We start from the raw sequence: 12,666 nt of genomic DNA, 5'->3' as shown, positions 1-12,666 counted from the left end.
AGTAGTGGTCGCGGTACTCAGGCTGGAACAACCTCAACCTTCATCCCTGATTTGTTTTACGTGTTCTGGTGCCAGCCACGGGCTCAAGCTCATTGCTACTGTCCTGCCGACGTCACCGCCGTGGACCCCATCCTTTTTTTCTCATAGTTGAGCATCAGCTGGTCGGCCAAAGCGTAGTTCTTGGTGCTGAGTGCGGATTGAAGCATGGACGCAATCTGATCCTCGCTCTTGCCAGACAGCGATGCGGCGCGATTGAGATCGGCATCGCTGACCCGATAGCCTGATGCAACCATCTCGGCACCTTTCGCAGACATGCCGAAATGCTGCCACACCTGGGTCAGATGCGCCCGCACCTTGGGCAGATCGGCCATCGCCTTGACGGAGCGTTGGTCGTAGCCGCGTTCCCATGCATTTCCAGCAGCTTCGCTCCGGCTGTACCCCTGCGCCGCCTGTTGCATCTGTGCCTCGTGGGTATCCTCATTTTGCTGCTGCTGGGCCAGAGAAGTATTCGCAGCAGTCAAAGCCAGCAGTGCCAAGCAAACAACTCTTCCTCGAAACATGGTCCACCTCCATCGATCGCGTTCGCTTTGCTCCGGGGCACGTCGGAATCAAACGGCAAGCCCCTTACCCAGCCGCGGCTCTGCGTTATCGCTCACCTGCAGCGGGTCCCTTTTCCACCCTACTACACTCGCAATTTGTCACGAAAGCCAGTCATACAGCAAATTTAAAGAGTCAAAGGGATCGGTGTTAGCCGAACTGGCGAACACCAGCGGTTGTTTTGACTCCGCTTTGTTCCACCCCAACCTCAGCCCGCCAGACTTTCGAACGCATGCACGATGGCCATCCATGTCGGCGTGGCGGCAAACGGCACGGTCAGCAGTTGCTGGGCCAGCAGCGCCAGGCCGCCGATGACATAGACGCGGTGCGGGCGGCCGAAGATGCGCCAGTCGCGCACCATCGCCACGACCAGCAACAGGTCGGCCACCAGTGCCGGCGGTATCGACACGAACGGCGGCGGCGGTCCGCCTGCCGCGGCGCCGGGCGGTGCCAGCAGGGTGAGGAACACGCGCGCGATCGCCGGCGTCATCATGCCGATCATCAACAGCGTCATCAGGCGCTTGTGCACCTCGGGGCGACGGATGTTGACGATGGCCAGCGTGAACATCCCCACCATCAATGGCCACGCGCACAGCGTGACTGCGGCGAAATGCTGCGCCGCCTCGCCCATGCCTCGCGCTTCGTCGCGCTTCAGCACGGCCATTTCACCGACCAGGATCATGCACGCAATGGTGCTGAACAGAGCGATGCCGGCCAGGCCCCAGGCGCGGTGGTCCAGCGTGCGACGGGTCGCCACGAGTGCCGTCTGCACGAAGTAGAAGCAGGTCCAGGTGAACATCAGGATGCCGTGGATATGCACCACCGGCGGCGCATGAAACCGGTGCGTCACCACCGGCGCCCAATACGTGGGCACGAAGCCGCCAAACGCGACCAGCACGAAGACTGTCGCCATCCACACGTAGAAATACCGCCCCTCGACAACGCCCGCCCTGATGGCGGCAACCGGTGCGTTCATGGGTTCACCTGTCTGTCAAAGCCGTCCACATGCGCGCAGCACACCGCGCTCCCCTCGTGCTGGATAGCGCGAACCGGCCCGAAGCCTTCAACGACAGCGTCTCATCATCCCCGCGCTGCCATCGCCCCTGCTTCGCAACCGCATCGAAGCCGTTCGTGTCCCCCAGCTACCGAGCGCGAGTGTCCTGCAGTCGCGGCACGCGCGATAGTGCCCCTCGACGAGGCATGCGTGCGCGACCCATGCAAACCGGCCACCCCTGTTTCGCTACTGCCCGACAGAAGCCTTCGCAGGGTGGGCCAGCGCGAAATCGATCGCCGCACAAACGGCCGCCACTTGCGCGGCGTTGCATTGTTCGGGCGTGGCCCGCGGACTGTCGGGATAGACCTCGGTGGTGGTCTTGTACGGCGCGCTGGTGATGCCGGCGCAGAGGCCTAGCTGATTGAGCGCGTATTCGATGACACCCGCCGCCACCACGGGCGAACCGATGATCTCGCCCTGGCTGTCGGCGGGAGCGATGTGGGTGACTTTCGCCACCGCCGCGATCACCGCCTGCTGGAACGCCGGTTGCGGATGCGCGCTGTCGTCGACCAGGTAGAAACCGTCGGGGATTTCACCGGGCTCATAGGCCACGCCATCGCGGGCGGCCAGCGCCGGGCGGAATTCGGACTCGTCGCTGTCGGTGGTTTCATGCAGATCGATATGCACCAGCACGCGATCGCGAATTGGCGCGACCAGGCGCATCAGCGCGACCGACTCCTGCGCCGGGCTGTTCTCGCGAAACGAGCGGTTCGGGTCGAGCGCAGCCGCGTTCCAGCGATGAATCCGCTCGTAGGCCCACGGACTGACGCACGGCACGACGACCAGGTTGGCTCGCCCCGCATAGTCCGCCGCATGCTGGCCGACGAACCGCAGCGCTCCGTGCACGCCACTGGTTTCATAACCATGCACGCCACCGGTCACCAGCGCGATGGGTAGCTCGTCGCGCCAGTCGCGGCTCTTGATCGCAAACAGCGGGTAGTTGTGGGGCGCGTAATCCAGCCGGCCGTACTCCGACACATCGAAGCGCGCGCGCAGCGTTTCGATCACGCTCAGCACGTCGGCCGCGTAGCTACGCCGGATCTTTTGTTGTGACAGCCATTCAGCCCTTTCCGACTCGCCCCAGGGACGTCCGGATGTACCAATCGGATAGGGTGCGTGGCTGCTCATCACGTGGCTCGCTCTGCTTGGATATCGAGCCTGCGACTTTAACACCGGTCTGAAACGACGGCCGCCGCGATGCACCAACCTTCAGCTCACCTGCCTACTCGCTCACGTGGCCCGGCGATTCCAGAATGTCCGTCAGCGGCCTGCCCTGGACTTTGCCGAGAGGTATGTGCAGGAGCTGCGCAATCGTGGGTGCAATGTCGAGATTGGGAAAGGCCGGAATTTCACCCCTGGGCCGAATGCCGAAGCCTGCCGCGATGAAGATGCCCTGCATGAGCGGGTCGGAGTTGGGATAGCCGTGGGCCCCGATTTCATTGGTCGGCGTCACATAGTCTCCCGTGTCACCCTTCTTGAAGGCGTAGCCGTCTGCTGCGTAGAGCAGCAGATCGGGCGCTTGATCGCTCTGGGCCGGTACAGGCCAGCCTTCTTTCGCCGCCTCGGCAGGGGTCAGTACCGAGCGGATGCCGGGCGTGCCCACGAAGAGCGACTTCAGTGCCTTGATCGAAGCTTTCGTGGCGTGCTGCTGGAAGACCAAGGCGAAACCATCATCCGGCACGCTGAAACTGGGCTGGCTCGCCGAGACTGCCTGCAGGCCAGCCTGCTTGAGCAAAACATCGGGGTGCAATAGCTGATGAACGCTCCGCTGACCGTGGTCGGAGACGATGATGAAGGTCGTGCGGTCGAAGTCGCCGGCGGCACGTACCGCGTCGATGACATCCTTTACGCGGTCATCGAGAAAGGCGATCGTGTTGCGCCCCGAGTTGTTGCCGAAGCCCGTCTCGTGCTCGATGCTGTCGAGTGCCAGCAAATGCAGCAACAGCAGGTCGGGGTGATGCTGCTGGATGATGTCGATGGCCGCGCGGGTGTAGATGCGATCGCGCCACGCCTGGGATGACTTGCCGAACTGCACGAGTTGATCGCGGGTGACGACGCCTTGCCGCACGAGATCCTGTTCGATGGCGCCATCGGGGCGAGGGTGCTCGGCGAATTGCCAGTCGATGCCCGGTGCGCCTTCGATCGCGACCCAGTCCACCTGCGCCGTCGTGAGACCCGCCCGGTGCGCGGCGTCGTATACGGTGGGGACGGCGACCAGCCGGGACTTCGGCACCCCCATGTCGATACCGGGCGGCGTGGCGGTGCGTTGGTTGACGATGAGCCCGTTGACCAGCACGTGATGCCGGCTCGCGTTGACGCCGGTGACCATGGCGGTGTGGTTCGGCCAGGTGACGGTGGGGTTGATCGGCTGCATGGAAACCGCATGGACACCGCGCTGCATCAGCGCCTGCAGCGTTGGCGCGGGCAGCAGCGGCTCATGCAGGCTGGCCGCGCCAAAGGCGTCCAGACTGATGACAATGACCTTCGGACCCTGCGCGGCGGGCGCCGCCTGTACGCAAAGAGGAAGCGCGGCGCTGCCCATAAAGAGCAGCACCGCGGCCACGACGTTTCGAAGCCAATGGAAGGTTGTGCGCATCATGCGATTCCGTCTATGGAGAAAAGATGCCGGTGAGAGCGCCGCATCACTGGGCCACCTTGCGCCCGCCGATCGTCGCGCTGGTGGCCGTGGTGCCGGGCGATTTTTTGACCTGTGGTGAATTCGTCGCATCCATGCGTTTGCTTGTCTGATCCGGGTTCCACACGAAAGTCGCCACGCTCTGTGGTGGCAACGTGTATTGGAAACTGGCTTGATCCTGCTTCACGGAAACGCGGTGCGCCTCCGCATGGCTGTTTACCATCACCAGAACGATCGATCCGCCAGCGGCATTCTGGAACGCCACATTGTCGATGCCCTTGTCGGTTTCGCTGGATCCCACCCGGACGGCACCGGGCAGGACAAATCGACTGAAGTGTGCGAACGCGTAGTACTCATCGTTGCGGCTCACCTCACCCGTGCGTGAGTCAATCGTGACCACGCCCTTGCAGGTGTCGCATCCACCGAAGTGCGGACCATAGTGCTCGTCGAGTGCCAGGTTCCAATAGACGATCCCGCGCGCCCAGTGCCTCAGCCCGGCGAGCAGCAGGTCCCGCGTAAACCAGAGCAACTCACCGTTCTTGCTGGACGGCCAGTCGCCACCGGAACACTCGGTGATGTAGGTATCCTTCCTGGGGAACGCACGATGCACCTGGCTCTGCGCATACGGGCTGCCTCGGTAGCAGTGCCAGGCAATACCGGCGATATAGCGCGCAACATCGGGGTTGGCCAATACGCTCAAGGGTTGCTCGGGTTCGTCCCAGTTGTGGTCCCAACCAAGAATGCGTGTTTTCGGCTCACGACTCGCCAACGCCGGACCAAGATACTGCGCGATGAGGCGCTCCCGCGTGGATGCAGGCACTTCCATCCCCGGGTAGGTCACGGGCACAAAGCCCGGCTCGTTTTGCAAGGTCAAGGCAAAGATGGGGATGCCGTACCCGCGGTAGGTGTCGAGGTACTTGACGAGATAGTTCGCGTACGTGCCTTCGAACTGTTCCAGCAACTCCCCGCCAATCAGGTTTGCGCTGGTCTTCATCCACGCCGGTGCGCTCCATGGCGACGCGATGATGCGCAGCTGTGGATTGATGGCCAAGACCTCGCGTACGGTCGGTATCACGTCATGCAAATTGAACGTGACGTTGAAATGCAGCAATTGCGGATCGACTTCGCCGACGGGAAGATCATCCAGGGTGTACGGCCGCAGCGAAAAATCCGAGGCGCCGATGGTCAGGCGCGTCATGTTCAGATTGAGGTTGGGCGGCGGCCCAAACAGTTCGTGCAACAGCGCATTGCGCTGCTGCTCATTCAGCCTGTTCTGGATCAACCACGCCGACGAGTCCGTCAGCGCTGCCCCGAAGCCGACGATGGATTGATAGGTCTTGTTGACGTCGATGACCACCTCGACCGGCAGCGCCTCATGCGCGCTCATCTCGATGTCGGGCTGATGTGCCAGGCGCAATCGGCGATCAGCCGTGCTCAGCCACAGCTGGACGGCGGGCCTCATCGGATGCGTCGGGATAACTCTGGGCTTTATTGCGGGATGCTGGCGGCGCGATACATGAAGGGCCGTCAGTGCGAGCAGGGTAATCAAAACGATGGATGAGATGGCCATCCAGCTGGAAACACCTTTGCGCTCATCCATGGTGCACACACAGCCCATCGCACACGTGGCAATGCACTTGCGACAACCCCACGATCACGGAGCGCCCAGGCTTGCGCATGGCAAGTCAGCGCGCCCAGCCGCCGTACCCGCGACGATTTTCACGTCGGCAAACGCAGCGGAAAACGGCGGCGACGCCAGCACACCGAACGGAACATCGACGTGCGAGAGGTCGGTGCGCCTGTTATCGGCACCGGTCTTGATGAAGCACGCCAGCGGAATCGACACGGTGTGGCGGGCGCCGTTCGCATAGGTGGTGAAGGTATGCGCAAGGTCGACACTTGTCGTGCAGTGCTGACCGCACCCGATGTACACCTTCACCGGCCCTTTGGCGGGTGTGGCGATCACCACATCGAACTGCAAGGCCGCATGGGTGGAGACCAGCGGCATCAGGTTCCTTGGTTGCGGACTGCGCGCAAAGAATCGGCCGGCGCCGAGCCAGGTGACGGATTTGGCGTCCTGCTGGGTGTTGACTTGAACCGTGCGCAAACGCAGCACCGGATGACTACTTGGCCACTCGATGACGGCGTTCAGATCGGCACCGATGTCATGCGCAGGATGCTGCGGGTTCGCATCGTCCAGGTAGAGCGAGAACGGCGGCACCGCAAGCGTGTGAAACACCGACAGCACCGCTGCATCGGCGCACGCGTCGACGGCGGGATCGGTGGGCAGCGTGGCCACCTCGTGCTTGCTGGGATAGCGCAGCCCGTAGCCGGGCGCGAACAGCCAGCGCGTCGCCTTGGCGCTGCTGCCGCCCGCGTCGGGACAGGGCACACCCGGCCACGGCATCGCGAGTGTCCCGCTGAAATTGTAGGGGCCTGCGCCGGAGTGGCCCGCTAACAGCACGTCGGCCACGCCCGCACCTTCGGTGCCGGGCAGCCAGGCGGCCACGAAGGCGTCGGAGAGATTGAGCAGATTGTTGACGTAAAGCGGACGCCCCGCCATGAACACGACGACGACGGGCTTGTTGCCCTTGGCCACCGTTTGCAACACGGCCAGATCCTCCGGATAGCGATCGCTATGCCGCAGCGTTGCCGACGGCATGATGTCGCCCATGGTCTCCGCGTAAGGCGTCTCGCCAATCACCGCCACGATGGCATCGAAGGACTTGAGATCCACGCCCTGCGCCGTTTCGCTGTAAGTGACATTCGCCGCGCCATCGGCGTGGCGCAGCCCGGCCAGGATCGTGTCACCGTTGGGGAAATCCGCATTGCTGTTGCCCGTGCCCTGCCACGTCGACGACCAGCCCCCGGCTTGGTTGGGCAGGCTGTCCGCATTCTTTCCCACGACCAGAATTTTCGACCCTGGTTTCAACGGCAACACGTCGCGGTTGTTCTTCAACAGGACCAGCGATTCGCGCACGGCGCGCCGCGCCAGCGCGCGGCTCTGCAATGACCTGGCGTCGCCGGCCCCTGTCCGTTTCGAAGGCCGCGTGCCGAACAGCCCCATGCGCAACTTGGCACGAACGATCCGGCTGACGGCATCGTCAATGCGCACCATCGGAATCTCGCCGTGCTCGACCTGGCGGGTGGTGTTCGCGATGAAGGCCTTCCAGTCATCGGGCACCATCACCATGTCGATGCCGGCATTGATCGCCTGCGGGCAACTGGCATTCGTGCAGCCCGGCAACTGACCGATGGCGTTCCAGTCGGAAACGACAAAGCCATCGAAGCCCATCTTGTCCTTCAGCGCATCCGTCAACAGCGCGCGCGCACCTGACATCTTTCCGTAGTTGGTGCCTGTACCTACATCATCCCAGCTGCTGTAGGACGCCATCACGCTCTGCACGCCGGCTTCGAGCGCGCCGAAGTAACCCGATCCATGCACGTTGATCATGTCGTGCAGGCTGACCTTGGCGTTGCCCTGATCCGTTCCGTTCTGCGTCGCGCCGTCGCCAATGAAATGCTTGGCGGTCGCCATCACATGGTGGTCGTCAAAGTCGCCCTGCAGTCCTGCCACGTAGGCGCGCGCATACGCGCGCACCAGCGGACCGTCGGTGGAAAAACTTTCGTAGGTGCGGCCCCAGCGGGCGTTCTGCGCAACGGCGAGGGTCGGGGCGAACACCCATTCGACGCCGGTAGCACGTACCGCCCTGGCGGTGGCCGCGCCAATCTCCTCGATCAAGGCCGGGTCGTGCGCCGCACCCAGGCCGATGTTGTGCGGAAACAGCGTGGCGCCGAAGACATTGTTGTCCCCGTGCACGGCGTCGATGCCCCAGATGATCGGCAGCCTGATCGCCGCGTCGGTCGCCATCGACGCATCGTAATAACGGTCGGACAACGCCAGCCATTCCGCGATCCCGGCGTGCTTGTTTCCATCCGGCCAGGAACCGCCACCATTGAGTACCGAGCCAACATAGAATTTCGTCACCTCGGCCGGCGTGATCGACTTGATCTCGGCCTGCGTCATCTGGCCGATTTTCTGGGCGAGACTCATGCTCGCCACGATTTTCCGCACGCGCGCTTCCAGCGCGGGATCGGTGGCCAGCCGGCTCTCGACCGCCGGCCAGTCCGTGTAGTGGGTCGGCGCCGGTATGCGATGACTGGAGGAGGATGCCACCGAAGCCTGGGCGTCTTTCGCGGCTGCCACGTCAGCGGCCAGCACGGCGCCCGCGCAGTCTACCGTCGCCAGCATCGCCAGCACTGCACATACCAACCGCAACCATCGGGAACGAACCATGGGGAGCCTCGTTTGTCTGGAGCATTCGCCTGACACTTTACAGGCGTGTGGTTTCCACCGAGGCACGCGAACTGCACCGACATCACACTTCTAGAGCGCACGGCTACTACGGCACAGGCCTGCCGGGATGTGAAACACACGCCTGACCTCACACCGGGCGAGCAAGGGCGCCGTAGTGCGGCGCCTCGTTGCCTGCTGCTTGGGCTACAACTTGTAGTTGAAACCAAGCAGCACGGTGCGCCCCCAGGTGTCGTATTCCAACGGACGGGTAAGCGGAACGTTGTTGGGGAGCGTGGCGATCTGCACCGTCGAATCCGCCGAGTTGCTCAGGTTGTTGACCTGCAACAGGATCGACAACCCGTCCAGGCTGCCACTGGAGAATGCATAGCCCAACTGCAGGTCGGTTTGACGGTTGGCCAGGATCTTGGTGTAGCCGAGCTGATCGAATAGGGCCACAGCCTCACCGGTAAACGACGAGCGATAGCGTTCGGCCACACGCACGGAGAAACCATACCGTTCGTAGAACAGGGTCAGATTCGCCACCTGTCGCGACAGGCCAGGCAGGGTCTTGGGGCCGCCGGGAATCGATGAAATGGAGCTGGTCGGGATCGAGCTGTTGGTCAGCGAATAGTTGGCCTGCACGCCGAACCCTTCCAGCGCGTGTGCCAGCAATCCGCCCTCCAGCGAGCCGGACAGCTCCAGTCCGTCCATCTTGCCGCCGGTACCGTTTTCCGGCGTGCTGAATGAGCCGATATTGCTGGTGGGAACCAGGGTCGGCGTGGTGTTGATGTAGTTCGAAAAGTTGTAGTCGAGGACGGTCTGGGTATAGATGTAGTTCAGCAGGTTCTTGTGGAACACCGCCGCCGCCACGTAACTCGCCTGCCCGAAATATTTTTCCCACGACAGGTCGGCGCCGACCGCGACGTAAGGCTTCAACTGGGGATTGCCGCCGCTACCGGACCAGAGCACCTGTCCCGCGGCGGGGCCATCGGTGACTTTCGCCACATAGGCGGAACTGGAAATTTTTTCGTCATCGATGCGACCACGCGCCATGGTCTTGGCCAGACCGAAGCGCAGGTATTGGCGGTCGCCGAGTGTGGCTGCCAGATTCAGACTCGGCAGCACGTTGTTGTAGGACGCGCCACCGGAAATCCTGCCAACGACCGTATTGCCGTCGGTCTGCAGTGCATTGGACGATTGATCGGTATGCACGAACTGCACGCCGACATTGCCGCGCAACGGGATACCGGCCACCGTCGTGTCGATATTGAACTTGGCGTAGGCGAGCGGAACCTTTTCCTCGACTGTGTAGTTGCGACTCCAGTCGCCCTGCCCGTTTTGCTGGGTCAGGTAAAACTGGTTGTACAACGCACCCAGCACGTTGTAATTGAGAACGCCCGGGATCCCGCCATAACCCAGTGATGTCGGGTTGTAGAGAAACGCCGAATTGATCGGCGTGCTGAAGTGGTTCTGGTACGTCGTATCTGTGGAGCCGTTGCCGTTCAGCCAGGCGAAGTTGACATCGGCCTGCTTGGTCTTGGTGCGATCCGAATAGGCCAGACCGAGATCCATGCTGCTGAAAATCCACCCCACCGGATGGCTTACCTGCAGGCGCAGGGCATGGATCTTGTCGACCTGGCGGTCAAACTCTTCACGACCGTTGTAGCCGTAGCCGTCCGGATCGGTAAAGACCATGGCAGCGGGGTTGCTCAGGTCGACGGCCGGCCTGAAATCCGGATAACCAAAGCCGGCCGGCGTGTTGAACGCCACGCTGGTGAAGGCGCCACCGGACAAGCCGCTGAACAGGTAAGCATCGTGCAGCTTCACCGTGGCGCTGGAGGACGACAGATCCGCCATGGCCGTCCAGTCGCCGAGGTAGAGCTTGTTGTTCCAGCCTATCGAATACAGCTTGTCGTGTTCCTTGGTGTATTCGTTCTGCAGGATCGGCGCGATGCCGTTCACCGTGCCCGAGGTGACGATGGGCAACGGCTGACCGGGCGAGGTCGCCACGTTGTCGTAGGAAACGTTGTCGTAGGGACTGCTCGACCACTGCGCGCCGTTGGTGAATTTCTTTTTGTTGAAGGTGGAGTAGTACAGGTCGAGCTTGGAGTAGTAATGATCGTTGGGCGCCCATTCGAGCACGGTCATCAAGCCGTTGCGCTTCTGATCCTGCGACTGCGCGCGCAACTGCATGCCTTCCTGCGAAATCACGTTGTCCGGCATGCCCGGCGTGTGCGGTCCGCCCCAGTTCTGGGGGTTGTCGATGCCCGCCGAGCCGTTGTCGGCGCTCCACCACCAGGCCTGGTATTGCTTCTCCTGGATCGGCTGATCGACTTGTGCGAGGCCGATGGCGAGGCCCAGCGTGTGGTTGAAGAACTGATCGACGTACGAGAAGCTCGCACGGTGCCCGTTGTCTCCCGTGCCGGTACCGGGATTGAGGTTGCCGTTACTGTTGTGCTCGCCGCGCAGATTGAACACGAGGGCGCGCTTGGACAGATCCAGCGGATTGATGGTGTGCAGATCCACCGTGCCGGACAACCCCTGGCCAATCAGGCTGGCGTCCGGCGTCTTGTACACCTCCGCGCCATTGATCAACTCGGCCGGGTATTGATCGTATTCGACGCCACGGTTCTCGCCGATGGTCGCCTGCTCCCGTCCATCGAGCGTGGTACCGGCAAAGTCCGGTGAAAGACCGCGGACCGAGATGGCGCTGGCCTGGCCGTCAACCCGCTGCGTCGCCAGCCCTGGCAATCGCGCCAGACTGTCGGCAATGCTGACATCCGGCAGCTTGCCGATGTCCTCCGCAGAGATGGCTTCGACGATGTTGTCGGAGTTCTCCTTCACCTTCAGCGCGCTCTGGATACTGCCGCTGATGCCGGTCACCACGACGGTACCGAGTTCGGCCACCGGAGACTTGGACTTCTTGCCGGGTGCCTCGGGTGTCTTCACGCCTTGTTTGGCCGGCACCTGCTCGGTCGTCGCGGGTTTCGCCGGAGTCTGGTCCGCCGCCTCCTGCGCCGAAGCCATCTGGCTTGTCATGACGAAGAACAATGCGGCAGTGCACGCGGCGGCCAAGGGACGCAGGTGCTGTGAAGTGACATGCGCGACGGACGCCCGCGACGGACAACGACTATTCATGGTTATTTCCCCAGAGGACTTACTTGCGGTTCCGTCTCGCGGCGGTCGAAGCTCATGGTAGGCACACGCGTGCTGCATGTCATTTGCGCAATATTTTGCGCCCATCGAAAGCGCGGCGGAGTGAAGTGGCCCTGCTTTTTCGGATACGCACGATCCTCGCGCTGGTGCGTGCCCGGTTCTCGCGCACGCTCAGCCAGCCCCTGCCTCGGATTCGCTTATGGCCGCTCCAGCCAGCGGTTGGAAACCGCTGCGTCCCTGCCACCGTTGCGATGACAGGCCCTGACCCACTATCTCTTCGATAGCCGATACACCACCGTCTCCAGCGCACTCACTCCTTCGGCGACGAACCCCGGCTGCTGCGCGAGGATGTCGCGGCGTTCCAGTGTTTCCACGCGCCAGTCGCGACCATACAGCTCGCGCACCTCGGCTTCCGGCACGGCGAATGGCGGGCCCTGCTTTTCGTGTTGCGGATATTCCAGCGTGATCAGCAGGCCGCGGCAGCCGCCCGGGAGCAGCGCATGCAGCTCGCGCACGTAACGACGACGCAGCGGTGGCGGCAGCGCGATCAATGCAGCGCGGTCGTACACCGCCGCGCAATCGGCCAGTACGTCGGCGTCGAGGCCGAAGACGTCACCGCAGATCAGTTCGATCTCGCCGGCCCGGTAGTGGCTGCCGTAGCGCGAGTCGTGCACCTGCGGCGTCAGGCCGTGCTCGGCGAAGAACTGCGCGATCGCCAGCGGCGACAGTTCCACCCCCAGCACGCGGTGGCCCTGCGCTGCCAGCCAGACGAGATCCAGCGACTTGCCGGCCAGCGGCACGAACACCTCGCTACCCGGCGCCAGCGCCAGCGTCGGCCAGAACTTGAGCAGTTGCGGCGTCGGCCGGTCCTGGTGAAAACCGGTGCGGCCTTCGCGCCAGCGTTGATGCCAGAAATCGGGGTCCATG

The 12,666-nt window shown here is 62.9% G+C and carries 8 protein-coding genes; all 8 read right to left on the bottom strand.

Features of this window, described 5'->3' with window-relative positions; all coding sequences use genetic code 11:
• Nucleotides 1-95 precede the first annotated feature (95 nt).
• The 8 genes from EAH75_RS08525 to EAH75_RS08490 all read right to left on the bottom strand — a co-directional run bounded on the left by EAH75_RS08525 (nt 96) and on the right by EAH75_RS08490 (nt 12,665).
• Nucleotides 96-536, bottom strand: coding sequence for a hypothetical protein (locus EAH75_RS08525; protein WP_140648218.1), 441 nt, complete (start codon nt 534-536; stop codon nt 96-98).
• Between the two features lie 269 nt (nt 537-805).
• Nucleotides 806-1,573 (bottom strand): hypothetical protein, encoded by a 768-nt coding sequence (locus EAH75_RS08520; protein WP_140648217.1) that lies wholly within the window; start codon nt 1,571-1,573, stop codon nt 806-808.
• Between the two features lie 264 nt (nt 1,574-1,837).
• Nucleotides 1,838-2,779 carry a M14 family metallopeptidase gene (locus EAH75_RS08515; protein ID WP_140648216.1) on the bottom strand — a complete coding sequence of 314 codons (942 nt, stop codon included), beginning with the start codon at nt 2,777-2,779 and terminating at the stop codon, nt 1,838-1,840.
• Between the two features lie 94 nt (nt 2,780-2,873).
• A complete protein-coding gene (locus EAH75_RS08510) occupies nt 2,874-4,250 on the bottom strand; it encodes an alkaline phosphatase family protein (RefSeq protein ID WP_206666209.1) in 1,377 nt (458 codons plus the stop codon).
• A gap of 43 nt (nt 4,251-4,293) precedes the next feature.
• Entirely contained in the window at nt 4,294-5,886 is a 1,593-nt protein-coding gene (locus EAH75_RS08505) for a glycoside hydrolase family 30 protein (protein ID WP_140805168.1), read from the bottom strand.
• A 54-nt stretch (nt 5,887-5,940) separates the two neighbouring features.
• Entirely contained in the window at nt 5,941-8,583 is a 2,643-nt protein-coding gene (locus EAH75_RS08500; protein WP_241668922.1) for a glycoside hydrolase family 3 protein, read from the bottom strand.
• A 204-nt stretch (nt 8,584-8,787) separates the two neighbouring features.
• Complete coding sequence (locus EAH75_RS08495; protein WP_140805166.1) at nt 8,788-11,721, bottom strand: TonB-dependent receptor; 2,934 nt, start codon at nt 11,719-11,721, stop codon at nt 8,788-8,790.
• A gap of 287 nt (nt 11,722-12,008) precedes the next feature.
• A complete protein-coding gene (locus tag EAH75_RS08490; RefSeq protein WP_140805164.1) occupies nt 12,009-12,665 on the bottom strand; it encodes a thiopurine S-methyltransferase in 657 nt (218 codons plus the stop codon).
• Nucleotide 12,666: the final 1 nt, after the last annotated feature.

The sequence above is a fragment of the Rhodanobacter glycinis genome, from assembly GCF_006438785.1.
Classification (GTDB): domain Bacteria; phylum Pseudomonadota; class Gammaproteobacteria; order Xanthomonadales; family Rhodanobacteraceae; genus Rhodanobacter; species Rhodanobacter glycinis_A.
This window is presented reverse-complemented; position numbering and strand designations above follow the sequence as displayed.